The sequence below is a fragment of the Leucobacter chromiireducens genome (assembly GCF_051993095.1).
In the GTDB taxonomy this organism is placed as follows: Bacteria; Actinomycetota; Actinomycetes; order Actinomycetales; family Microbacteriaceae; genus Leucobacter; species Leucobacter chromiireducens.
Genome location: NZ_CP197024.1, coordinates 2,098,128 through 2,123,414, shown reverse-complemented (window position 1 = coordinate 2,123,414; position 25,287 = coordinate 2,098,128). Strand labels below are relative to the sequence as shown.

The window sequence follows — 25,287 nt, the reverse complement described above, 5'->3', positions numbered from 1 at the left end:
CGTTGTCCCACGAGGGGGGAACACGCGTCAAGTGCACCGCGAGCCGAATACGGACCTCAGGAGGAGCTACGCTATTTCGTCCGCAACGATCTCGACCTTGAAACCGGCCGAGTTTTCTATCCAGCCCGCATAGTGCTGCGGCCCGCCAGCATGTGGATATCGGTCCTCATACAGCGCACTCCAGCCGTGGCTGCTGGCACCGGCCATGATTCTGTCGACTTCGGATGGAGCACCAGCACCGAACGCGATGTGGTTGACTCCAGGCGTTCGACGATCGTGCGTCCTTCCCGACAGCTTCGGAGAGACCGTCAGCGTGAGGTAGGGCCCTCCAGCTGACCACGACTCGCCCTCATCCCACACGCTCTCCTGAACAAATCCCAGCTCGCGGAGCAGCCAGCCCCACTCCTCGCGGGCCGGAGCAATGTCGGCGACCCACACCTCTACATGATGAAACCCGGGCATACGTACAGTCTGGCAGGCGCCACACGACCGCAAAACTGAGTGAGCCCCCGCGCTCGCTGCGCGGGGGCTCACTGAGTGCCGGAGGCTCGGACGCCGCCCGGGGCTAGGACGCCGTCGGAGGCGTCGTGGGCTCAGGGCCGTCGCTGTTCGGCTGCCCCTCGTCGCGCCCATCCTCGCCACCCGCGTGCGGGGGGAGCTCGCCGTCGAGCAGCTGCGCAAGCGCCGCATCGAACTCGTCAACGGGTGCCTCGGGCGTCGCGCCACTCAGCCCCAGTCGCTCAAGCAACTGCGCCGGGTGGTCGAGCTCCTCCGAAGTGGGGAGCAGATCGGGGTGTGCCCACAGCCCGTCGCGGGTGGCGACATCGCTGCGCTCGCCCACCAAACGCCACAGCGCCGCGGCCTCGCGGAGCCGACGCGGGCGGAGCTCAAGGCCCGCCAGCGCTGCGAATGCGTGCTCGGCGGGGCCGCCGGTGGCGCGGCGGCGCCGCACCATTTCGGCGATCGCCTCCGCGCCAGGGATCCGCTTCGCCGCGTCCGCCGTCACCACATCGACCCAGCCCTCGACGAGCGCGAGCATCGTCTCGAGGCGCGCGTGAGCGGCCTCCTGCTCCTCGGTCTTCGGCGGAATCAGCGCACCATTCGTGATGAGCTGCTGGATCTGCTCGGGATGCTCCGGATCGATCTCGTGCGCGAGATCCTGGATGTGGTCCGTGTCAATGCGGATGCCGCGCGAGTAGTCGGTGATCGCGGTGAGGAGGTGCAGCCGCAGCCACTTCGCGTGGCGGAACAGTCGCGCGTGCGCAAGTTCCCGGACGGCGAGGTAGAGAGTCACCGCCTCGGGATCCTGATCGAGTCCCTCTGCGAACGCGGCAACGCCGCCGGGGAGCAACGCACCACCCTCGCGGCCGGGGCCGGAGAGCAGCGGGATCCCAACATCTCCGGCCGAGACGACCTCGCCGGAGAGCTTGCCGATGATGGTGCCGAGCTGCACGGCAAAGAGCGCGCCGCCCACGCTGCGCAGCATCGGCGCTGCGCCCTTGAGTGCATCACCGAGCTCCTCGGGCATCTGCGTTTCGAGCGCCCCCATGAGCGCGCCGGTGATGGACTCGGCGACCGGCTGCGCAAGGCCCACCCAGGTGTCCACGGTCTGCTGCACCCACTCGATGCGACCGAGCGTGCGCGGTGCGTCCGGAGTCGCACCGATGTCGGTCACTTCATCAAGCCACAGCGTCGCAACCGGGAACGCTCGCATCGCAGGCGCGGGATCGGCGGCAGCCGCACCGTCGCTCGCCACCTCGATGGCTGTGCGGCGGGTCGCCGACCAGTCGATCTCGGCGGAAGGGTTGTGCATCGCGCCCTGCAGCGTCGAAAACAGTCCCTGCAGCATCTGCGGATCGATCGGGATCCCCGCTGCTTTCGCAAACTGCTCGGGATCAAGCGCCGCGCCATCGCCGCCCTGCCCGGACAGCATTTCGCCAAGGATCCGCTGGAGGTCCTCGAAGTCGTTCCGGCCCTCTCGATCGGAGCCGTCGTGGTCGTTCGCGCTCATCGCCGCTCCCTCGCTGTTCGTCGTGTTTCCACGCTACGGCACAGCGGTCAGTTCTTCCTGCTAGATTGACCCGCGCTCGGCGTTTTCCTTTGCGCCGAGTGCGAACAGGCGCGGTGATCTGGAACTTGAGGAGCACGTTGGGCGAGTACGGCACGGTCGTGGAAACTGACGAACTGCACCGGCAACAGCGTCGCTCGCGCTGGGCGTTGAGCATTGCGCTGGCCGCGTGCATCGTGCTGCTGGCCGCGGTGATCCCTTCGCCCTTCACGGTGGAACGGCCCGGCCCCGTGGTGAACACGCTCGGCGAGGCGCGGATCGATGGCGAGTCGCGCCCCGTGATTTCCATTCCGGGGGCGAAGACCTACCCGACGACGGGAGAGCTCAACCTCCTCACGGTGTCCCTCGTGGGCAGCCCAGAGCATCCCGCGAGCTGGCTGGCGCTCGTGCCGGCACTCGTCGACCCGTCGCAGCGCATCGCGCCACGAAGCGATTTCTTCCCCGAGGGCACCACGCTTGAGGATCGCGAGGCGCAGGGCACCGTGCAGATGCAGTCGTCGCAGGCGCAGGCCGCCGCTGCCGCGTATCGCGCGCTCGGTGAGGACGTGCCGGTGGAACTGACGGTCGCGGCAGTGTCCGAGGATGGGCCCGCGGTCGGTGTGCTGCAGGACGGTGATGTGATTCTGCGCGCGGGCGGCAGCCCAGTTGCCGACTTCGCCGGGCTGCGCGACGCCATCATTGCAGCCGGCGCGGGATCCGAGCTGACGCTCGACGTGCGCCGGGACGGTGCTGAGCAATCCGTCGTGCTCACACCCGCCGTGCCGGAGGGAGGAACGGACCCTCTCATTGGCGCGATCATCTCCTCGGTGTACGACCTGCCGCACGAGGTGGACATCAGCCTCTCGGAGATCGGCGGGCCGAGCGCCGGCATGATCTTCGCGCTCGGGATCGTGGACCAGCTCACGCCAGGGGACATGCTTGACGGGCGCGCGGTGAGCGGCACCGGCACCGTGAACGATCACGGCGAGGTCGGCCCGATCGGTGGCCTGGAGCAGAAGATGTGGGCGGCCGAGCGCGCGGGGAGCGACCTGTTCCTCATGCCCATGGGCAACTGCGCTGACCTGCCGAAGCGCGTCCCTGACGGGCTGCAGATCGCTCCCGTGGCGACGCTGGATGAGGCACTCGACGCGATCGCCGACAGCGGTGCCGGGAAGCCCGTGGCTGGCACCGAGCGCTGCGGGGCGGTGCAGTAGCGAGCCGAGTGCCCGGATCCCGATCGAGTCCCGGATTGCGATCGAGTCACGAAGCGCGGCAAAGCTGACTCGGATCCCGGAGGATTGTCAGCGCCGGGGGATAGGGTGGTGGGCGGAACCCGCTCAGCGCCGCCAGGTGCCCTTCGGACAGGAAAGTACTCAGAGACGTGACCGACCAGACGATGGGAGCGCCAGCCGCTCCCCAGCGCCGACTCTCGCCGCTTGCCGCCACCATCATCCTCGTGGTGATCCTGATTCTCGGCTTCCTCGCGGTCGCCGCGGTGATGGGCGAGGTGCTGTGGTACAAGCAAACCGGCTACCTGCCGGTACTCACCACCCAGTGGATTGCGGCGGCGGTGATGTTCGTCATTGGCTTCCTTGGCATGGCGGTTCCCATCTTCTTCGCGATCGACATCGCGTATCGAAAGCGGCCCGTGTACGCGCGGCTTACCGCTCAGCTCGACCGCTACCAGGAGCTGTTTGAGCCGCTCCGCCGCCTCGTGAAGTGGGGGCTGCCCGCGGTGCTCGGCCTGTTCGCCGGCGTCAGCACGGCAACGCAGTGGCAGACCGCGCTGCTCTGGCTGAATGCCGAGCCGACGGGGGAGAAAGATCCGCAGTTCGGCTTCGATATCTCCTTCTACCTGTTCAGCCTGCCGATGCTGCAGGGCATCGTGGGCTTCGCCTCCGCCGTGACGCTCATCGCGCTCATCGCTGGCGTCGCGACGAGCTACCTCTACGGCGGCATCGCGTTCTCCGGACGCGACGTGCGCGTGTCGAAGTCGACCCGCATCCAGGCGGCAGTGCTCGCAACGATCTACCTCCTGCTGCAGGCTGTAAGCCTCTGGCTCGACCAGTACCGCTCGCTCACCACCTCCGGTGGAATCCGCACGGGTGCGATGTTCCAGGACGTGCACGCCGTCATCCCGGGCAAGCAGATTCTCGCGGGCATCGCGATCATCGTGGCGATCCTGTTCCTCGTGACCGCGTTCACGGGCAAGTGGCGCCTCCCGGTCGTCGGCACGGTGCTCTTCCTCGTGTCGAGCATTGTGCTCGGCATCGGCTACCCCTGGGGCGTGCAGCAGTTCCAGGTGCGCCCGGATGAGAAGAGCCTGGAGTCGGAGTACATCCAACGCAATATCGATGCGACACGCACCGCGTACGGGCTCGACGACGTTGAAGTCGAGCGGTACGACGCGGTGACCGATGCCGAGCCGGGAGCGCTGCGCGATGACGCCGCGGCGACCGCGAACATCCGCATCATCGATCCTGAGGTGGTGTCGCCCACGTTCGCTCAGCTCGAGCAGATCCGTCAGTACTACCAGTTCCCCACCTCGCTGAGCGTGGACCGCTACGAGATCGACGGGCAGATCGAGGACACCGTTTCGGCGGTGCGCGATATCAATATTGAGGATCAGAAGGGGTGGTATAACCGCACCCTCGTCTACACGCACGGCTACGGCATGGTTGCGGCGTACGGTAACCAGCGCTCGTCGGGCGGCGAGCCCGTGTTCCTTGAGAACGGCATTCCCACGAGCGGGAAGCTCGGCAAGTTTGAGCCCCGCGTGTACTTCGGCCTCGAGTCACCCACCTACTCAATTGTGGGCGGCGAGCGGAAGAAGCCGATCGAGCTCGACTTCCCGGCTGATGCCGAGAGCGTCGCCGAAGCAACCGCAGACGACGCCGCTCCTGCCGAGGAGAACGCTGGAGACAGCGCCGCCGCCGAGGCAAGCGCCGACGCGCCCGCAGCGGACGACAGCGCTGCCACCGCCCCGAGCGACGAGAAGATCGCCGAGGAGCAGTCGGAGGGCGACAAGGTTGAGGCGTCCGCAGAGGGCGGACGTCAGAACATGACGACGTTCTCGGGCAACGGTGGCCCCGAGCTCAACAACATCTTCACGAAGCTCATTTATGCCCTGAAGTTCCAGGACATGGAGGTGCTGCTCTCGGGCGCCGTGGTTGATGGCTCGCAGATTCTCTACGACCGCAACCCGGTCGATCGGGTGCAGAAGGTGGCGCCGTACCTCACGATCGACGGGTCGCCGTACGCATCTGTGGTTGACGGGCGTATCGTCTGGATCATTGACGGCTACACGACTTCGGCTGACTACCCGTACTCCGAGGTCACCGACATGAACGCGCTGATGGTTGACTCCGTCGACAAGACCCGCGACCCCATGCCGAAGCCGGTCAACTACATCCGCAACTCGGTGAAGGCCACGGTTGATGCGTACGACGGCACGGTGTCGCTCTACGCATGGGACTCGGAGGATCCGCTCCTGAAGTCGTGGGGGAAGATCTTCCCGGGCACGCTGAAAGACGTCTCCGAGATGAGCGGTGGCCTGCTGAGCCACGTGCGCTACCCGACCGACATGTTCAAGGTGCAGCGCGCCGTGCTGGGCGAGTACCACGTCACCGACCCCGATGCCTTCTACTCGGCTGAGGATCGCTGGCGTACGCCGAACGACCCCGTGTCGGGCAACACCGCGAACGCGGAGAAGCTCGCGCAGCCGCCCTACTACCTGACGATGGCGGCTGGGGCGAACGAGGATCCGAACTACTCGATCTACTCGACGTACATTCCGGATGCGCGCGGAGAGGGCCAGCGAGACATTCTCACCGGCTACCTGGCTGCGAACTCGAATGCGGGTTCCACGGACGGGAAGGTCTCGGACGACTATGGCACGCTCAAGCTGCTGACGCTGCCGAAGAGCAACTCGATCCCCGGCCCGGGTCAGGTGCAGAACAGCTTCACCACCGACTCGAAGGTCTCGAACCTGCTCAACATCCTGCGCCAGGGCGAGAGTAAGGTCATCAGCGGCAACCTGCTGACCCTCCCAGTCGGTGGCGGTCTGCTCTACGTGCAGCCGGTGTACGTGAAGGCATCGTCGGGCACGAGCTTCCCGATCCTGCAGAAGGTGCTGGTTTCCTTCGGTGATGACATCGCCTTCGAGGACACCCTCGATGCGGCGCTTGATGAACTCTTCGGCGGAAACTCCGGCGCGAACGCCGGCGACGGCGGCACGGAGGTCGATCCGGGCGCAACGCCTGGCGAGGGCGACGAAGGTGGCGAGACTGGCGGCGAGAGCGGCTCATCGGGGTCGGCCGGCGCGAACGACGATCCCGCGCTGCGTGCGATGCAGGAGGCACTGCAGGAGCGCGACAAGGCGATGAAGGACGGCGACTGGGCCGCCTACGGCAAGGCCGACGACAAGCTGCGTCAGGCGATCGAGGACGCGCTGAAGGGCTAGTCCCGTCGGATGCGCCGCGCAGTGCGCGCGCGAGAGGGCCCGGCTTCGAGCAATGCTTGAGGTCGGGCCCTTTGCGTGTCTCCGGGGTGTGTGCGTGAGTGTCCCTGCGTGCGCAGGCCTGCCGGGGAGTGCAAGATCGCGGATGAATGCCGTGTGGCCGGTGAGCGTCGCTCACAGAGCGAGGACGGCGGCGAAGATTTCGTCGTCCCGTGCGGGCGGAGGGGCTTCGGCGAAACGGGCTGCCAGGCGGCCAGGGGCTGCAGCGCAGCAAGCGGCGCGCGTCGTGCCACAGAAAACTGCCGAGAAAAGGCGGAAGGCCCTGATCTGGATTTCTCCTGATCAGGGCCTTCCTCACGGTTGCGGGGGCAGGATTTGAACCTACGACCTCCGGGTTATGAGCCCGGCGAGCTACCGAACTGCTCCACCCCGCGGCACATGTATTACTTTAGCACGGCCCCTCCACGAGCACGAATCGAGGCCCGTTTTCGCTTGTGGACGGCGTGTCGCACCGAGTCGCGAAGTGCCCGAAGATCGCTGAACGGCGCATGAACATGCGCCGAACGCCCATACGGGCGCTGACGAAGGGAGCGCGATGAGACTGCGGCGAAACCGGGGAATTCCTGGCACATGGGGGTGGCGGGCTGGGCGTCCCGCTCGTGACGGCCCACCCCAAAACTCGAGGAGGCCCGGCATCGTGACCCGAGCAGCGCACCTGGTGCTCCTCGGTGTGCTGTTGGGCGGTGGCCTCGTCGCAACGGCGGATGCCCCGGCACGCGCCCTGCCTCGCGGCGAAACCATGACCTTTCCGGGGGGCCTCGTCATTTCGAACTATGTGATGCCGAACGGGAAGCGCGCGTACTGTATCGAGATTCAGTTTGGTGAGCCGACCGGCAACCTCCTCGCGGGCACTCAGACGGGGTCGCTTCCGGGGCGTACGGGGCAGCTGCATGCCTGGAGTGATCCGCACGGAATGCGTCAGCTGAACTATCTCATTGATACGCGCGGCCAGACACGAGATCCCTGGCAGGCGGCCGCCGTGCAGATCACGGTGTGGCGCATGCGTGAGAACTTTCGCGCGGGCAATCCCTATCTCAACTCCCGAATTGCGATTCTCAATCGTTCTGCGGAGGGGCGGCGGCTGATCGCGTTCTCGGATGCGCTGTACCAGGAAGCAAAGACACGGGCAGTTCGGCCCGTGCCTGCTACGCCGGTGACCGGCAAACTCTCGTTGACGCAGGTGCCGGACGCCAAGAGTCGCCAGATGCGAGTGAGCTACCCCGCAGGCACGACCGAACTCTCTGTGACCGGCGGGCGGTTTGAACGCACAGGAGACGCGCGATTGGCGGTGAGTGGTGGCGCCGGAACTCAGGTTATCGCCGTGAGTACGGGGGCTGAGCGAGTCGAGGTCGCTGGGCGGTGGGCCAAGAACGGCATGCGCGGCTGGGAGTCGCGGCTCACGGTGCACGATACGCGCACGGCGGCGGGGGCGAGCGCGCAGCGGATCGCGGTTGCCGTCGGCGCCTCAGCCGTTCCGCAGCTCAGCGGTCGGCTTGCCGCGGTATCGGCGACGCCACCGCCACCGCCCGCACCGCCCCGAGTCAGCTCGCTCGCGCAACCGGCGGCAGAGATTGGTGGCGTGATGCGCGATGAGCTGCATGTTTCGGCCGTGCCCGGAACTCGCGCAGAGATGTGGCCCGGCGCGGAAGGCGAGTTCACGGCTTATCTCTTTCCGGAGGCGGGGGAGCCGAAGTATGACACGAACTGGGAAGTGATTCGCGAGACCGAGACGACACCTCAATCTCGGCCCGACGAGGACGCAGACGGAGGCAAAGCGGGGAACCTCAGTGGGGGAAGCGAGGGCGCTCCCGATACCCCGCCGGAACGCTTGACCGATAGGCCTCGGCTCTCAGCGGTGCCTGAACAGGTGGAACGAACCCCGCAGGATGACCAAGATCCGGGACCGGACGACGGTCGGAGTGATGATGCGTTGTGGGACGGAGACGGCGAGGCACCCGGTGCGACGGTGAACGAGGACGAGGTGGCACCCGGTACGACAGTGAACGGGGACGCCGCAGGAGTAACGGGAACGATGCTGCCGCCGCGATCACCCGCCCCAGTGCTCTGGACGGCGGAAGAGATTGCGGCGATGTCGCCGAAGGAACGGTGCGTGGCGCAGCCGGTCGCGCGCCAGGCTGGAATCCCGATCACCGGTCTCGGCGTCTTCCGTAGCCGGGATATCCCCGTGAAGTCCTCGGGTACGGTGCACTGGGTGGAGCGAGTCACGGTTGCAGGAAAACCAGTGCACACCGGCACCTGCGGGGTAGCGAACGAGACCACGCAGATCTCGCGCCCGGGTGTCGTCACGAAAGCGCAGGAGCGGGCGCGAGTGGGCGAAGCCATCAGTGACACCGCAGTCGTGAGTGGAAAGCTCGCGGCCGGTGCCCGCTACAGTCTGCTCTTCGATGCCTACCGTGAGGCGTATGGCCCAGACGGGACCCCACAATGCATGCCTGAGCAGCGCATCTTCCGTTCCCCGCGCGTGCCCGTCACAGCGGCCGGGGAGGTGCAGTCGCCCGCATTTCCGGTCAGGTGGGCGCACGGGCAGCGTATCTGGTGGGTGGAATCACTGTTTCTCGACAGCCTCGATCGATCGCAGCTGATTCATGCGGGTGCGTGCGGGCTGCCCAACGAGACCACCACGATCGACCGCCCGACCCTGACCACGCACGCCCCCGAGCGCGTTGCGGTGGGAGACCGGATCAGCGACACGGCGGAAATCAGCGAAGGCGCGGGCGTTGGAGCTGACACAAGATGGGAGGTGACCTTTGCCGGCTATCGGGGCACCGCCGCCGAAGCCGCGACGAAGCCGCAGTCAGCGGAAGGAGTGAGCACCGAGGCGCCCAGTTGCGGACCCGAGAACCTGCTCTTTGAGACCGGCCCGACCCCAGTAGACGGTGCGGGGACGTATGTGTCGCGTCCGGTCGAGGTGCAACCCGACTGGGCAGGGACGATCTGGTGGGTCGCGACGCTGTGGCTGAACGAGAGCGGCGAACGTATCCCTGTGGAGCGTGGCGTCTGCGGCGACCTCACCGAGAGCACGCAGGTCCTGCCGCCAGCGCTCACCACGCACGCATCGAGCATTGCGGCAATCGGTGAACAGCTCAGCGACGTTGCCGAAGTGTCTGGTGAACTCTCCACGAGGCCCGGCCTTGTGCACGAAGTGGTGTTCGAGGGCTACCGTGGCAGCTCGGCGCAGACGGGAACCGCGGAAGCCACCTGCACCGCTGAAAACCGAGTGTTCACGACCCCCGCGACCCTCATAGCGCAGCCCGGGAGCGTGCGTGCACCGCAGCTCACCGCGCTGCCCGAGTACGGAGATACCGTTTGGTGGGTCGCCGTGCTGACGCAACGTGCGGACAGCGCACCAGCTGGGACCGGCACGGAGCTCGCCCGCGGCGTGTGCGGCGACCCGGACGAGACCACCACGATCCTGCGGCCGAGCGTGCGCACCGAAGCGATGGGCGCCGTGGCGATCGGAGAGGAGGTGTACGACACCGCGATTGTGGAGGGGCGCCTTGCAGAACGCGACGGGATCGAGTTCCGTGTGCGATTCACCGCGTACGCAGCAGAGCCCGACGGCAGCCTGAATTGCACACCCGAGCGCGAAATCCCGGAGTACTCAGACCCAGACGGGGTGATCGTCACCGGACCAGGCACCTACGAGTCACGCCGCGTTCCCGCGCGTGCCGATCGCACCGGAGTCGGTGGGTTCGTCGAGACGCTCGTGATGACGGAGGGTGGTCAGGAAACTGTCGTCCACCAGGGGACGTGCGGCGCCCCAGGCGAGTTCTTTACCGTGCAGGCCGCGGAAGCCGAACACCCACCGACGCCCGAGCCACTCAGCCGTACCGGGGGAGACACGCTTCCCCTGCTCGCCGTCGCCGGACTGCTGCTCTCTGCTGCGCTCGCCGCAGCGGTCCTGCGAATCGCTCGCTCGCACCGGGCACGAAACACGGAACTCGGTATCGAACGACGCTAATCTGCAGGTCACATGCAGTTCGTCCTAATCGAATTCATAGCTTTCGGGGCCAAGCTAGAGACACACGAAGGGAGCTCACATGACTACCACCCCCGAGAGCCAGGGCACAGACCGCGAGGACGCGGTGACCCCCACGACGCCCGCCGCGCCCGGTGACGGCCTGACCCCGCCGCACGCGCCGACGCAGGGAGCGACTGAGGGCACTGCGCCGAGCGCCGTGCCCGAGGCCCCGGGGGCGCAGCCCCAGCAGGCGCAGGCACCGGCTGTTCAGACGCCGGCTCCGCAGCCCGTGAGCGCCCCGGCACCGCAGTACGCGCCGCACGCAACCGCTGACGTTCAGCAGCCGCAGCACCAGCAGCACGCTGTTCCGCAGCAGCCCGTCGCGCAGCAGCACGCGGTGCAGCAGCCGGCCGGCGCTCAGCAGCACGCTGCACACCAGCAGCACGCCACGCAGCCGACCGTTCAGCTGCCGGAGCACGGGGTGCCGTCGGGGCTCGGTATCCCGGCCCCCGCGCAGCAGGGCGCTTCGGGCGGCGCGGGGGGCACCGGCACGCCCGGTGAGGCATTCGGTGCTGCGGCAGTGCCCGCGGGCGGCTCGGCCCACCCGAAGTCGCGCACGGGCTCGCTGCTCGCTGGCCTCGCGATCGGCGCCCTCCTCGGTGGCCTCGTGGGCGGCGGCGTCGCGGCGCTCGTCTCCTCCAACAATGCACCGCAGAACCAAGCACAGGGCGGCACGATCACTCTCAACAATGCGGAGAACGCGACTGCGATCTCCGGTGTCGCCGCGGTCGCAACGCCGAGCGTCGTCACGCTCGAGGTATCGGGTGGGAACGCGAGCGGCTCCGGCTCGGGCGTGATCTACAGCGAAGATGGGTACATCATCACGAACGCCCACGTGGTCACCCTCGACGGGGCCGCGATGCAGGACGCAAACGTGCGGGTCAAGTTCAGCGACGGCCGGATTCTCAGCGGCTCGGTCGTGGGTGTCGACCCCTACGCCGACCTCGCTGTAGTGAAGGTCGACGCGACCGGGTTGCCCGCAATCAAGGTCGCGGACTCGGACAAGCTTGATGTCGGCGATCTGACGGTAGCTATTGGCGCGCCGCTGAACCTCGCGAACACTGTGACGAGTGGTGTCGTCAGTGCGCTGAACCGAGGCATTTCGGTCGGCAGCCCGCTGATTCCACAGGATCCGACGCCGCAGCAGGACGACGAGCAGCAGAGCCCAGGCTTCCCCTGGGACTTCCGGTTCGGACTGCCCGACAACGGCCAGCAGCAGGAAGAGCAGCAGCAGCAACAGCAGTCCGGCGGTGGCGCCGTGACCCTGCCGGTCATTCAGACAGATGCGTCGATCAACCCGGGCAACTCGGGCGGCGCGCTGCTCAACGGCAAGGGCGAACTGATTGGCATCAACGTCGCGATCGCTTCGGCGGCCGCCTCGAACGGCGCGGCGGGCAGCGACGGACTGGGCTTCGCGATCCCCGCGAACCTGGCGACGCGTGTTGCCGATGCGATCATCGCCGGTGAACAGCCCTCGCACGGCCTGCTGGGAGCCTCGGTTGCAGACTCCACGCAGGACACTGACGAGGATGCGGGGCACGCAGGTGGGTTGCTCGTTGATGTGACTCGCGACGGGGCCGCTGCCAAGGCTGGACTCAAGGCGGGTGACGTAGTCACTGCGGTGGACGGCGTGCCTGCAGTGAGCGGTACCTCGGTATCGGCGCTCATCCGCATGCACGAGGGCGGGAGCACCGTGAAGATCGATTACCTCCGCGGGGGCAAGGCCGGTCAGACAGAGGCCACGCTCGGCAAGTTGGAGTGGTAGACACCGAGCGAGCTGCGTGACGCGGCACGCACAGCGGGCGCATTCCCTTTCGGGGGAGTGCGCCCGCAGTGCGTTCACTGCGGCCCGCACAGCGAAATCCTCTACAGTGGGGGACGATGAGTACCCCCGGTTTTACCTTCGCGCAGGGCAATCTTGCCAAGCTACTTGCGCTGCCCAAGTACCTGCTGTCCGCGCTGCTCGCGTGGTTCGTTCCCCGCGCTGATTCTCGGTGGGTGTTCGGAAGCGGGGCCGGTGTTGGCGAGGGGGCGCTCGCGGTTGCTCGCGCCTTGCGAATCCAGGATTCGGCGGCGGAGATTGTCTGGTTGACCGGCTCCGAATCAGAGGCCGAGGCCGCACGCGCCGAAGGCTTCTCATCCGTGCCTCGCCGCGGTTGGGCGGGGTACTGGGCCACACTCCGTGCTGGTCAGATCGTCGTCACGCACGGGCTTGGTGACGCGAATCGCTTCGGTGTCATGCGTGGTCGCATCATTCAGCTCTGGCACGGCGCACCCCTCAAGCGACTGCATCTCGATTCACCGGTCACGACCACCGTGCGCGGGCCCGCCCCGGTACGCGCGCTGCTGCGGCGCATGTACCTCGCCGGCTCGCGGGAAGTGGATCTGTTCGTTGCTGGCTCCCCGCTTGCGGCCGACCGACTGCGTTCTGCCTTCCGCGTCGCACCGGGCAAGGTGCGGGTGCTCGGAGATCCGCGCGACGACGCACTCGCGGCGCAGACCGCGGATCCCGGGCTCGCGGCAGAGGCTCGAGCTCGCGTCGTCGCCCTGCTCGGGGGAGCGCCCGGGCTTGCGGCCGCGTCGTCGATCCTGCTGTACGCGCCGACCTGGCGTGACGGCGCGGTGGACCCTGCCGTCCCGACAGCAGCCGAGGCGGGCCAGATCGCTGAGACGCTCGAGCAGCTTGACGCCCACCTCGTCGTGCGTTCGCACCCGTTGGGCCATGGTGACTACGCGCATCTGCGCGGGCCGCGCATCCATCTGCTCGGCTCCGAGATCGTCCGAGATGTCACACCGCTGTTGGGTGGCTTCGACACCGTCATCACCGACTACTCGTCGATTGCGCTCGACTTCTCCCTGCTGGGGCGCCCGATCGTTTGGTTCGCTCCAGATCTCCAGGCCTACGGCTCAGCTCGCGGGCTCTATGAGCCGCTTGAAGTGACGAGCGGCGGTCGTGTTGCGCAGGACTGGACGGCGGCGCTCGCACGAATCGCAGAATTGCGCCCGGGGTCGCCCGCGCATCGCGCCGCGGAGGCAGAGACCCGCGCGCTCGCCGCTCGCTTCCACGCGTATCCGGAGGGGAACGCCGCCGACCGCGTGCTTGCGGCGATCACTCAATTGCGACTTCCCGCCGCACAGATTGTGCCTCCCGGAGGCGTCTTCTTTGAGAGCTTCTATGGGCGGCAGGTGAGCTGCAACCCGCTGGCGCTCGACGCCGAGATCGCACGAACCTTCCCCGGGCTGACGCGCTACTGGAGCGTGACGAGCGAGCGGCAGGTCGTGCCGAGTGGCGCGATCCCGGTGCTCGTCGGCGGCGCCGAGTGGCATGCGGCGCGGCGCGGGGCGCAGCTGCTCGTCATCAATGACTGGCTGCGGTACCGCTTCCGCCGTCGCCGCGGGCAAACCGTCCTGCAGACCTGGCACGGCACCATGCTGAAGCATCTCGCGCTCGGGCGCCCGAATGTTGGACTGCGCACGCGTCTCGCGATCCGACGCGAGAGCCGCCGATGGAGCCTCATGCTCTCGCAGAATCCTCACTCGACGGCGCAGTTCCGCTCAAGTTACGCGTTCCGCGGTGAAATCCTGGAGCTCGGATATCCGCGCGCCGATCGGCTCGCAAATGCCACGATCGGTGCAGAGCGGAACCCGATTGCGGTGCGCTCTGCGCGGGCTGCGCTTGATGTACCAAGCGGCGCACGCGTGCTCGCGTACACCCCGACGTGGCGTGATGGCGGAGTCACCGTCGTGGACGACCTCAACGTGCAGCTGCTCGCTGCGGAGTTGGGGGAGGACTGGGTGATCGTTGCACGCGGGCACACCCGCACGCATGGCTTTGGGGGCTACGGAGGTGCGGCCGCACGGGTCATCGACGCATCGGCTCACCCCGATGTGAACGACGTGATTCTTGCCGCAGATTTGCTCGTCACGGACTACTCATCGATCATGTTCGACGCGGCGGTGGCGTGGGTGCCGATGCTCTTTTTCGTGCCGGACCTCGCGGCGTATCGCGACCGCGAGCGCGGTTTCACCTTCGATTTCGAGCGAGAGGCTCCCGGTCCACTTCTCAGTGAGCGGTCTGAGGTCGTGGCGTGCGCCGCCGAGTGGGCCGAACAGGGCGCACACGCGAGCTGGCTCAAGCCCGAGCGAGCGGAAGCCTGGCGCGAGCGCTTCGCCCCCCACGACGACGGTCGCGCCGCAGAGCGGGTGGTTGCCGCGCTCCGCGAGCGTGGAGCGCTGGCGGCCCAGTAGCGCTCGCGCCGGCCTCGCCCGTGTGGCGCGCCTATACGCGCGACTCGGTTATACGCGCGACGGGGTGAGCTCGGCGAGCTGGCCGAGCAGTGACTCTGGCACGAGCGCCTCGTTCGCTGCGCCCTCGCGCACAATTGCCGCGATGCGAGCGCCCACCTCAGTGGTGCTCAGGCCCATCTCCGCACCCGCGAGTGCGGGGAGCTCGCCGAGCACCTGCACCGTGGCGGCTTCGATTGCGCGCGCAGCGGGGCCCTCACCCAAGTGGCCGAGCAGCAGCGCAAGCGACAGGATCGCGCCCGAGGGGTTGGCCCAGCCCTTGCCCGCAATGTCGGGCGCGGAGCCGTGAATGGCTTCAAACATGCTGGGCGCCGTGCCATCCAGGTTGAGGTTTGCGCTTGTCGCAACGCCGAGGCCGCCCTGGATGACCGCGCCGAGGTCAGTGATGATGTCGCCGAACAGGTTGTCAGTGACAATCACGTCGAATCGCTCGGGGGAGAGCGGCAGGTGGAAGCACATGGCATCGACGTGCACGTAGTCGGTCTCCACCTCGGGGTACTTCGTTGCGAGATCGGCGACGACCTCCTGCCACAGCTGGCCCGCCGCAACGAGGATGTTCGTCTTGTGGCAGAGGGTCAGCTTCTTGCGTCGTCCGAGGGCGAGGCGGAACGCGAAGTCCACGACTCGCTCGATACCCGCACGAGTGTTGAGCGACTCCTGCATGGCGACCGCGTTCGGGGTGCCCGCGTGCACGGTCGATCCCTGGCCGACGTACGCACCCTCGGTGTTCTCGCGCACGATCACCATCTCGCAGCGCTCGGGGGTGAGATCCGCAATGGGGGTGGGCACGCCAGGGTAGAGGCGCACGGGGCGCACATTGGCTGCTTGCTGGAAACGCTGGCGCATTTCGAGGATGAAGCCGCGCTCGAGGATGCCTGGCTTTACCGCGGGATCGCCCATCGAGCCAAACAGAATGGCGTCGTGGCCCCGCAGGGTGTCCTCCACCTCGGCGAAGAGTTCGCCCGTTGCGAGGTAGTGCTGAGCGCCTGCGGTGATCTCCGTGCGCGCGGTGGTGAAGCTATATCGTGCCTCGGCGGCATCGAGCACCTCGAGCGCGCAGCCGACCACCTCGGGGCCGATGCCGTCGCCCGGGAGCACAGCGAGGGAGTAGCGATTCGTCATGAGGATTCCTTCCGGGCGGGATCGCAGCCGGCGTCGGCGCCTGCTGCGGATCGCGCGGCATTGCGTTGGCGATCGGACGATGTTGAACTATATTAACTGGTAAGGCCACTCAGTGGGTGGCTGGAGTACCCAGGTCATCCGTTGCACCGCGGCACGCGATCCTCGCCGCGGCGTCAGCCCGCACGCAAGGACACACGATGCGCGACACGCTCTCACTGATCGCCCCCGCCGGGCAGCTTCCCATCGGCGCCGAGTGGCGTGCGGTCGCGGCGAACCAAGACATCGTGTTCCCCTTCGACGGCAGTGTGATCGCGCAGGCTCCGGTCAGCGATGTTGCGGACTCGCGCGACGCGCTCGACGCGGCTGAGGCTGCCCGCGCAGAGGTGGCCGCGCTCACCACCGCACAGCGCAAGTCTGTGCTGACCGCGGTGCAGCACCGACTCGAGGAGCACGCGGAGCGCCTCATTGATCTCCTCGTACTCGAGACCGGGAAGCCGCGCGTCGACTGCCAGACCGAGGTGTCGCGCACCATTGTCACGCTGCAGGCCACCGCGGAGGAAGCTTCGCGCGTGCACGGCGAGACGGTACCCCTCGACCTGCAGGAGCTGGGTCGCGGCATGATCGGGTACTACAGCCGAAAGCCGGCTGGTGTGGTGATCGGCATTGCCGGCTTCAACTACCCGCTGCTCCTCGCGAGCCACAAGCTCGCCCCGGCGATCGCCGCGGGCTGCCCGGTGATCATCAAGCCGGCACCGAACACGCCGCTTGCCACGCTCGAGCTGGTCGCTATCGTGCGCGAGGTGCTCGCTGAGCACGGCATCACCGCGGCAGCGGTGCAGCTGGTGAATGGTGCACCCGAAGTGGGGGAGACGCTCGTTCGCGATCCGCGCGCACAGGTGGTCTCGTTCACCGGTTCCGCGAAGATTGGACACCTCATTGCGCAGCAGGCGGCGCCCCGGAAGGCGCTGCTGGAGCTCGGTTCGAACACCGGCTTCATCGTCGCGGCCGACGCGGACGTGGATGCCGCAGTGGACGCCGTGCTGCGCGGCGGCTTCTACGCCAACGGGCAGGCCTGCATCTCTGTGCAGCGCATCGTGCTCGAGCGACCCATTGCCGAGCAGTTCACGGAGCGCCTCGTTGCGCGCATGGGTGAGCTCGTCGTCGGCGATCCGCGCGATCCCGCAACGAACGTGGCGCCGGTGATCAACGCGGCCTCGGGCGAGCGCATCCGTGCGATGGTTGACCGTGCGGTCGCCGCGGGTGCCACGCTGCTTGCAGGCGGCGAAGCTCCCGCCGAGGGCGAGCACGCCGCACTCGTGCGCCCGACCGTGCTGGGCGGCGTTCCCGCCGACGTCGACGTGTGGGCGGAGGAAGTGTTCGGCCCGGTGGTATGCCTCACGACGGTCGACTCGATCGATGCCGCGATCGATCTCGTGAACGCCTCGCGCTACGGGCTCCAGGCGGCGATCTACACGGCCTCGCTCGAGAGCGCATTCGCGGCGATCGAGCGCCTCGAGGTCGGTGGCGTGGTGGTCAACGAGATTCCCGGCTTCCGCTCCGACATCATGCCCTACGGCGGAGTGAAGGACTCCGGCATCGGCCGCGAGGGCCCGCGCTACGCCATCGAAGAGTTCACCGTCACGCGCATGGCAATGATCCGCCCCCGCGCCCGCGGCTAGCCACCGCTCGCACTCACTTCTTTCTCGATATCACTCCGCACCCTTGCAAAGGACACCCCGCATGACGCACGTCGCACCCGACTACAGCCGCCTGTTCCGCCTCGACGATCGCACGGTTGTGGTGATCGGTGCGGGATCAGGAATTGGTCGCGAGTCGGCGCAGGCGCTCGCCGCGCAGGGCGCGCACGTTGTTGTGGCCGACTGGGCGCTTGACGCCGCAGAGGCTACCACCGCGCTGATCCAGGAGCAGGGCGGTTCCGCCGAGGCGTTCCGCCTGAACGTGCTTGATGACGCTGAGGTGGAGGCGGCGGCTGAGCGCTTCGGCACAGCTTCGGCGCTCGTATTCACCGCTGCGACCAACGTGCGCAAGCGCATGGACGATTACACGATGGACGAGTTCGACCGTGTGGTGAACCTGAACCTTCGCGCATCGTTCCAGCTGATCCGTCACTTCGGTGCGCGTTTCGCTGCGAACGGCGGCGGTTCGATCATCGGTTTTGCGTCGATCCGTGCGCAGGTGGTGGAGCCCGGTCAGGGCGTCTACGCGGCGACGAAGGCTGGGCTCGTGCAGCTCGCGAAGACCGCTGCGGCTGAGTACGGGGCGCAGGGCGTGCGCATCAACGTGGTGGCCCCGGGGGTAGTGGAGACTCCGCTGACTGCCCAGATCAAGGCGAACGAGGAGTGGTACAACGCGTACGCGCAGAAGAGCGCGCTCGGCCGTTGGTCGCGCCCCGACGAGCTCGCGGGTGCCGTGGTGTACCTCGCGAGTGATGCCTCGACCTTTGTGACGGGCTCGACGCTCAGCGTTGACGGCGGCTGGACGGCAATCGACGGCCGCTTCACCCCGCCGGCCTCCTAGCCTCGCTTGCCCCCAGCGAATCGGGGTCACTTAGGCAGGGTGTCGCGTGGCGAGACCAGACGACACCCTGCCCAAGTGACCCGGATTTGGGGGAAACGCGGATGGGGCGGGAGCGTTGCGGATTTGGCAAAACTGCTCGAGCGGATGCCAGAACTCCCGATAGGGTCGAGAATCTACCGACCCAACGCAGACTGCCCCCGCGGCGAGCAGAATCAGGAGAAGCGCATGTCCCGTTTCGCGGAATCCGTGCACGAGTACTGGCGTGAAGCCCTGGCCGGTGACGAACGACACCGGAGCGCGAACCTGAGCCTGACGCTCGCTCCCGAGCTGGACGAAGACGAGCGCGTGACCGTGCTGCACACGGTTGCCGACGCGCACACGGCGGTTGCCGTGAGCCCGGATGTGGCCGCCGTGCTCGAGGACGGCGGCGTGCGGGCCGCTGCGGCTGGTGAAGCAGGCCTCCGCGAGGCGCTTGTCGACGCGGGAATCACCCTGCACGGTGCTGACTATCTGTTCTACCTGCCGCTGACCGCGGCTGCGGCGCTCCGATCAGAACCGGACGCCGCACACGTGCGCAGACTCGATCCCGAGCGAACCGCCGATGTCGAGGCCTTCGCCGAGTTCGAGGAGGCGGCGAGCCCCGAAGACCTCGATGCAGGTCAGGTGGATCTCGACGACTGGGCCGTGTACGGCGCATTCGATGAGGGCGGCCGCCTCCTGAGCGTGGCGAGCGCGTACCCGTGGGGCGACTCGGTGCTGGCCGACTTTGGCGTGATCACACTCCCGACGGGCCGGGGCCGGGGCCATGCTCGTGCGCTCACGCGCGCGCTCGCCCGCGTTGCGGCGGCAGAGGGACTCGAGCTGCAATATCGCTGCCAGCTCGACAATGAGGCATCGGCAGGGCTTGCACGCTCGGCGGGCCTCGAACTGTTCGGACGGTGGGAGATCCCCACGCCTGAGGAAAGCGACGACGAATGACCACGCAGCAGTGGCGGATCCGACCGGCGAGCGAAGCTGACGCCCCGGCCATACTCGAGATCTTTGACGGGGTGATCGACTGGTTTGTCGCGATGGGCAACACGGAACAGTGGGGCACTGAGCCGTGGTCGACCTCGGAACGCCAGATCGGCCGTGTGACCGCGGAGTGCGCGCTGCCCGGTGCGTGGGTGGCTGAGCACGCCGATGCGGGCGTGGTGGGCGCGCTCGTGCTCGGCGAAGCGAGCGACTATGCGCCGCCCGTCGTGGAACCGGAGCTCTATGTGCGCCTGCTCATCGCGTCGCGCGACTCCCGTGCGCGCGGCGTCGGACGGCGTCTCCTGTCGTTCGCGGACGACGAAGCGCGGGGCGCAGGGGTCTCCTCGCTGCGCGTGGACTGCTACGGCGGAGGCGATGGCGCGCTCGTGCGGTTCTATGAATCGTGCGGCTACGAGCGCCTCAGCACGTTCGACGACGACGGCTGGCCCGGCCAGCTCCTCGGCCGCTCACTCTGAGCGTACGGTCGCGGGAGACGCCACGAAGAACTGAGCGGCCTGCGCGTGGTCGAGTTCGATCCCAGGCCCGTCGGGACTGCTCGCGAGCGCAACTCGCACCCCCGTACCGCTCCGCTCCACGCGGAGGCTCGCACCGGGAGCGATGCCCGCGGCCGAGAGCTCAGTAAGCAGATCGGGATCAGACTGCGCCGTCTCGCTGATCGATACGAGCTCGGCGGGCTCTGCCGGGTCGGCGTCAAAGGTGCGGCGGAGGGCGTTGATCGCGTGCGGATCGTGTGGAGGCAGAGCGGAACCGCGTTCTGCCTCGGCAAGCGTGGGGATCGGGTTGCCGTAGGGGGAGCGCCCGGGATGACCGAGGAGTTCGGCAATGCGCTCGGCCGTCGCATCGCCAATTGCGTGCTCCCAGCGCGACGCCTCGTCGTGCGCCCACTCCCACTCGAGTCCGATCGTGTCGACGAGCAAGCACTCCGCGAGTCGGTGCTTGCGCATCACTCGCAGCGCGATACGGCGACCTTCGACCGTGAGGTGGAGCCGGCGATCACCCGGCACCGTATAGAAGAGGCCGTTGCGGATCAGCCGATTGGCGGTCTGCGTGACGGTTGAGGGGGCATGGCCGACGCGCTCGGCGATACGGGCGCGGAGCGGATCTGCACCGACCTCCTCGCACTCGAGGACGGCGGTGAGGTACGCCTCGGTGGGGTTGAGGAGCGCGTCCACGCTGGCTCCCTTCCACACCACACGGCCTACTGCGTCGAGGGTCAGCCTATCGCTCAGGGGGAGCCGAGGCGGGGAGGCTCACCCGGCGCGGCTCACTCAGCGGAGTGCGGTACTGCCTGCGCGAAGACCACCACATTGTCGGGAGCCACATCGCGGTCGGCTTGGAAGAGGCAGGTGATGATGACGAGGCGCCCGGGCACGTTCTCCCAGACGTTCGCAACGGTGGCGAGGGCGGTCTTGTCGTGCCGCTCGGTGGCGATGATCTCGTACGCGACGGTGCCGTTCGCCGTGTCGATCAACACCTCGTCCCCCGGCAGCGCCGTGGTGGTGCGCTCTGCGCGGTTGATGAGGGGATCGAACACCGCTCGGCCATCCGCTGAGGTGTGTCCGATGAGGAACACGGTGTTGTCAGTGCCTGCGCCGGGGAGCCCAAAGTCACTCAGCCAGAACACCTCGTCTGCGGTGGGCGGGTCGAGGACCGTGGCGTCCCCGATCGGCAGCCCCGTGACCGGCGCATCGAAGCTCAGCGCGGGGATGGTGACGCGAGACGGCTCCGCGGGTGCGACCGGTGCGAGCGCAGGCGCCCGCCGCTCGACGGTGTGCCGCTCCGCGGCGGCCGGTGCGGCCGGCGCCACAAGGCGCCACGCGCCGAGCCCGACGAGGCCCACGCCACCGGCCACCGCGAGCGCCGTCACCACGCTGAGCGCGGCGATCAGCACGCGCCGCGCGGATCGACGCGGCCGCGACGCGTCAGCCGGTGCGGGCACGGGGACACCACTCATCCGGCGGCACCAGCCGTGCCCGGGAGCGCGCCGGACGTGAGCTCCTCGGGTCCCTTCCTGAGGCCGAGCAAGACCACACCCGCGGCGGTGAGGAGTAGCAGCGCCGCACCCAGGAGCATCAACTGCTCGGTCGGGGTGAGGCTGAACCCGGGAGACACCACAGCGGCTGGGAGCGGGGTGGCGAGGTCAGTGAGGGTGCGCTCGGCCACGGGGGCCGCGGATCCCGAACCGATCTTCACCTCGGTCCAGCCGACGAACTTCCGGTCGACATCGGTGAGCGCAAAGCGGTACGTGCCGTCCTGCAAGCTGGTCACGTCAACCCGAAGCTCACCCGAGTCGTTCACCCGAATCCAGTCGACCGGTGTCTTGCTCGGGTAGACATGCAGGAAGAACCAATCCCCGGCAGCGCTCTTCGGCACCGTCAGATGAGCGATCCCCTCCGCAACACGCACGGTCACCCCGCCCGCGTTCGCGGAGGTCAGGAGATTCTGCGTGCTGACCGGCGCCTTCGGCGTGAACTTGGGCTTCGGCTTCGCCTGCGTTGCGGGCGCGCGCAGTGATCCACCGCTGCTGCCCGAGCCGGTCGCCGGCGTGCCGCTCGGCGCGGGAAGGGCGCCAAGCTTGGTGGGCTGATCCGGTGATGTGGGCGTCGGTGTGGGGGTCGGCGTCTGGGGCGTCGGCTTCTCTCCACCCGGGGTCGGGGGAGTCACGGTGCCCGGGTCAACGGGCTTTGTGGGCGTGACCGCGGGCTTGGGATCGGGCTGCTCCGGGCTCTCCGTCGCCGCCTTTGATACCCACTTTGCCGCGTTCACGAGGATCTGCTGACCTGCCGCGGACCAGGTGCGCGCGTCGGACGCCGAATGGCTGCCGTGCAGCGCGAGGTAGGCGTGCGGCGTGCCTCCCCGTTCATCGACGGCGATCCCTGCCCCGTGATCGTCGACGCGCACCTCGGCGCCGGCCTGCACTCGCGTGATCGTGTGTGCGAGTACCTCGGGCTTCACACCGCTCAGCGACTCGAAGGATGCGTAGAACTTCTCGGCATTCTGGCGCGTGTCTTGCAACACCATGCTTCCAGTGATCAGCTCGCCGGTTGCGAGGTTGCCGGGCGCGAAGATCGGGTGCTCCGGCTGCGCCCAGATCCGGTACCCGGTTGCGAGCACCGCCTCGTCCACGGTGCCGGAGCGCTGCTCGGGCGAGCCGAACTGCTCGTGCAGCGTCGCGATTCCCGAGGTGTCGCTCGAACCCAGATCGAGCCACACGATGCCCGCGTTCGCCTTGTCCGCAACCTGGATTGCAGATTTCAGTGTTGCCGAGCTCACCGCACCGGGGTCGTCCCAGACGACGGCGTCGTAGTCGCTGAGCACGCTCGGGTCTGAGACGGTCGCTGCGCCCTCCGTGGTGGTGGGGAAGGTGTCTAGTCCGGTCGCAACGATGTCCTGCGACTGGAGCAGTTCGACCGTGCGGCCGGTTTGGTCGCCGAGTACCAAGACCCGCGGGAGGGCGGCGAGCCGGAAATCGACAGTGGTCGACGCGTTCTCGATGGGTTTCACCTCGGCGTCCTTCGAGGTGGCGGTGTAGTAGTTCTCGAGGCCCGCGCGGAAGCGGTGCGTCCCGAGGGGCACCTGTTCAATGCGGTACCGGCCTGCCCGGTCGGTGGTGGCGCTCAGCTCGGCCCCAGCAAGCGAGACGAGCACGCCGGGCAGCGGCGTGCCGGTGGCCGCGTCGGTCACGGTGCCGGTGACCGAGCCTGTGGTGAGCGGTGCGAGCGTGACCGCAAGTTCGCTGAGGCCCTTCGCGGACACGGTGACCTCGCGCGTTGCGCTCGTGTAGCCGAACGCCGCGAACTTGAGCGTGTACGATCCCGCGGGGAGCAGGGCACGCGCGGAGCCGTTTGCGTCGCTCGTCCAGGTCTCACCGTGTTTGCCGTAGCTGATCGTCACCCCGGGGATCACGGCTCCGCTCGTGGCATCGGTGACCCGCAGCCGCACGCCGGTGTCACCGCGAACCGCCGCGATCGCGTCAGCGAGGTTGATGATCCCGGCACCGTACCGGGTATCGCCGACCGCGGGTGAGCCGTTCGGGTGCCACGCGGTGGACTCGAGGGCGTGCTCGATCTCATCGACGGTGAGTCCCGCCTGCGCCGAGCGCAGGGCCGCGACGGCGCCAGCGACATGTGGCGTGGCCATTGAAGTGCCGGAGGAGCGCCCCCACCCGCCCCCGGGAACAGAGGAGAGAATGTCGACCCCGGGCGCCGAAGCGTCGGGCTTCGTGAACTCGGCGCTCGGCCAGCCGAAGCGCTGCGCGACGCTCGCCGACCAGCGCGTCGTGCCGCCGCACGAACGCGGATCGACGGTCTGGGCCTCATTGGTCATGCCCACCGCGAAGACGTCCGCGGAGGAGCTGGGGTTCGAGATGCAGCCGGGCATCTTGTCGCCGTCATTGCCCACGGCAACCGCGGCGAACACGCCGGCCTGTCGCACGCGGTGCAGCACCTCGAGTAAGAAGTCGTTGTACGAGTTGCTCACGCCGAGCGACATGTTGATCACGTCGGCGGCGCGCCCCGCAGGTCGCCCCGCCGCATCGTAGGGTGCGAGCGTCCACTCGAGCGCGGCGAGGATCTTCGCGTCGCTGCTGCCGTCGCTGATCGCGTTCACCGCCATGAGCTCGGCGTCGGGGGCCACACCGATGCGGGTGCCGGAGGCGTCGCCGCCGAGCACTGTGCCCGCGACGTGGGTGCCGTGCGTGGCGGGATCGGCGGGGCGCTTCGCCCGGGGCGTGCCCGTGCGGTCGAGGTGAATCCAGCCGCCGGGGAACAGCGGATCATGCGGATCCACGGTCGCAATTCGATCACGCAGATCTGGATGATTGGGATCGATGCCGGTGTCCAGCACGGCGACACGCACGCCTCTGCCGGTCGCACCGTACGTCGACCATGCCTCGGGTGCGTGGATGCCGGCGAGCCCGTACGTCACGGGAACACCCGTGCCGTCCGTGGCAACTGAGAGCGCGGCGGGATCCTCGACCGGCTCCGGCTCCTCCACGGCGTCGAGCGGGGTCACTTCGCCGTTCGGAGCCACGCTCTCGACCCCGGGGAGGGCGGCGAGCTTCGCCAGCGTCTCCTCGGTGGGCGAGGCGGAGACGAGCACGGCAGCGGCGATCCAGAACTGGTTGAGCACGCGAATGGTGCCCGCGTCCTCGAGTTCCGAGAGGCCCTGCTCTGCGCGTGCGAGCGCGGCCGCCGCGCCCTCCTGCAGCGATGCAGCAGCTGCGGCGGGGTCGCCCTCCGCCTCCGGCGCGACGCCCGCGTCGGCGAAGCGGATGAGAATCTCGGCTTCCCCGGACTGCGGGTCAAACCACTCTTCGGCCGAGCCCTCGGGTTCATCCGTGCCGGTCGCGCTGTCGGCGCGCGTGCCGGGAAGCTCGGTGAGTGCCTCCGCGAGCTCGGGTGCCACCTGCGGTTCCGCCGTGTCGTTCGCTCCGGAACCAGCGTGGCTGCGGAGCGCTGCCGCTCGGCCATCAGCGCCGCCGAGCTCCGCAAGCTGGGCGACGCCCACGGTGCCGCTCAGTGCGACGGCGAGGGCGAGTGCGCCGGAGGCGGCGACGGCGAGCGGGCGGCGGTGCCGGGTGATGCGGAACTGCGGGATGCGGATGCGGGGCATGAAGGACACGGTGAGCTCTCGGAATCTGCGCGCGTGCGCGGTCTTGGTGCACGTGCGACCAGGATC

At 68.1% G+C, this 25,287-nt stretch carries 15 protein-coding genes and 1 tRNA gene; 9 read left to right on the top strand and 7 right to left on the bottom strand.

Features of this window, described 5'->3' with window-relative positions:
* Positions 1-66: 66 nt before the first annotated feature.
* Positions 67-462: a VOC family protein gene (locus ACR81A_RS09495; RefSeq protein WP_202381332.1), complete on the bottom strand. Its 396-nt coding sequence runs from the start codon at positions 460-462 to the stop codon at positions 67-69.
* A 103-nt stretch (positions 463-565) separates the two neighbouring features.
* Entirely contained in the window at positions 566-2,011 is a 1,446-nt protein-coding gene (locus tag ACR81A_RS09490; RefSeq protein WP_202381333.1) for a zinc-dependent metalloprotease, read from the bottom strand.
* A gap of 125 nt (positions 2,012-2,136) precedes the next feature.
* On the opposite strand from ACR81A_RS09490, the gene ACR81A_RS09485 reads away from it, so the two are divergent.
* Both ACR81A_RS09485 and ACR81A_RS09480 read left to right on the top strand, forming a co-directional pair.
* Positions 2,137-3,261, top strand: a complete 1,125-nt coding sequence (locus ACR81A_RS09485; RefSeq protein WP_237462249.1) for a YlbL family protein — start codon at positions 2,137-2,139, stop codon at positions 3,259-3,261.
* 167 nt (positions 3,262-3,428) lie between these two features.
* Positions 3,429-6,509, top strand: a complete 3,081-nt coding sequence (locus tag ACR81A_RS09480; RefSeq protein ID WP_440311672.1) for a UPF0182 family membrane protein — start codon at positions 3,429-3,431, stop codon at positions 6,507-6,509.
* A gap of 357 nt (positions 6,510-6,866) precedes the next feature.
* Here ACR81A_RS09480 and ACR81A_RS09475 read toward each other — a convergent pair.
* Positions 6,867-6,940, bottom strand: a tRNA-Met gene (locus tag ACR81A_RS09475).
* Between the two features lie 263 nt (positions 6,941-7,203).
* Between ACR81A_RS09475 and ACR81A_RS09470 the strand changes: the two genes are divergently transcribed.
* From ACR81A_RS09470 to ACR81A_RS09460, 3 genes are all read left to right on the top strand, one after another.
* On the top strand, positions 7,204-10,548 hold the full coding sequence (locus tag ACR81A_RS09470) for a hypothetical protein (RefSeq protein ID WP_440311671.1): 3,345 nt from the start codon (positions 7,204-7,206) through the stop codon (positions 10,546-10,548).
* Positions 10,549-10,627: 79 nt separating this feature from the next.
* The gene (locus ACR81A_RS09465; RefSeq protein ID WP_202381344.1) at positions 10,628-12,373 is read left to right on the top strand and encodes a trypsin-like peptidase domain-containing protein; all 1,746 of its coding nucleotides are present in this window, start codon (positions 10,628-10,630) and stop codon (positions 12,371-12,373) included.
* Positions 12,374-12,489: 116 nt separating this feature from the next.
* Positions 12,490-14,856, top strand: coding sequence for a CDP-glycerol glycerophosphotransferase family protein (locus tag ACR81A_RS09460; RefSeq protein WP_440311670.1), 2,367 nt, complete (start codon positions 12,490-12,492; stop codon positions 14,854-14,856).
* Positions 14,857-14,904: 48 nt separating this feature from the next.
* Here ACR81A_RS09460 and ACR81A_RS09455 read toward each other — a convergent pair whose 3' ends face one another.
* Positions 14,905-16,035 carry a 3-isopropylmalate dehydrogenase gene (locus ACR81A_RS09455; protein WP_440311669.1) on the bottom strand — a complete coding sequence of 377 codons (1,131 nt, stop codon included), beginning with the start codon at positions 16,033-16,035 and terminating at the stop codon, positions 14,905-14,907.
* A 197-nt stretch (positions 16,036-16,232) separates the two neighbouring features.
* On the opposite strand from ACR81A_RS09455, the gene ACR81A_RS09450 reads away from it, so the two are divergent.
* The 4 genes from ACR81A_RS09450 (at position 16,233) to ACR81A_RS09435 (ending at position 20,063) form a co-directional block, all read left to right on the top strand.
* Positions 16,233-17,714 (top strand): aldehyde dehydrogenase family protein, encoded by a 1,482-nt coding sequence (locus ACR81A_RS09450; RefSeq protein WP_440311668.1) that lies wholly within the window; start codon positions 16,233-16,235, stop codon positions 17,712-17,714.
* Between the two features lie 61 nt (positions 17,715-17,775).
* On the top strand, positions 17,776-18,573 hold the full coding sequence (locus ACR81A_RS09445; RefSeq protein WP_202381348.1) for an SDR family NAD(P)-dependent oxidoreductase: 798 nt from the start codon (positions 17,776-17,778) through the stop codon (positions 18,571-18,573).
* Between the two features lie 225 nt (positions 18,574-18,798).
* Complete coding sequence (locus ACR81A_RS09440; RefSeq protein WP_440311667.1) at positions 18,799-19,551, top strand: GNAT family N-acetyltransferase; 753 nt, start codon at positions 18,799-18,801, stop codon at positions 19,549-19,551.
* Positions 19,548-20,063, top strand: coding sequence for an N-acetyltransferase family protein (locus ACR81A_RS09435; RefSeq protein WP_440311666.1), 516 nt, complete (start codon positions 19,548-19,550; stop codon positions 20,061-20,063). Before ACR81A_RS09440 ends, ACR81A_RS09435 begins: the two co-directional genes overlap by 4 nt.
* Here ACR81A_RS09435 and ACR81A_RS09430 read toward each other — a convergent pair.
* From ACR81A_RS09430 to ACR81A_RS09420, 3 genes are all read right to left on the bottom strand, one after another.
* Positions 20,055-20,780, bottom strand: a complete 726-nt coding sequence (locus ACR81A_RS09430) for a metal-dependent transcriptional regulator (RefSeq protein ID WP_440311665.1) — start codon at positions 20,778-20,780, stop codon at positions 20,055-20,057. The two genes, ACR81A_RS09435 and ACR81A_RS09430, sit on opposite strands and share 9 nt — an antisense overlap.
* 92 nt (positions 20,781-20,872) lie before the next feature.
* Positions 20,873-21,547, bottom strand: a complete 675-nt coding sequence (locus ACR81A_RS09425; RefSeq protein WP_440311664.1) for a class F sortase — start codon at positions 21,545-21,547, stop codon at positions 20,873-20,875.
* 11 nt (positions 21,548-21,558) lie between these two features.
* Complete coding sequence (locus tag ACR81A_RS09420) at positions 21,559-25,221, bottom strand: S8 family serine peptidase (RefSeq protein ID WP_440311663.1); 3,663 nt, start codon at positions 25,219-25,221, stop codon at positions 21,559-21,561.
* Between the last annotated feature and the right edge of the window lie 66 nt (positions 25,222-25,287).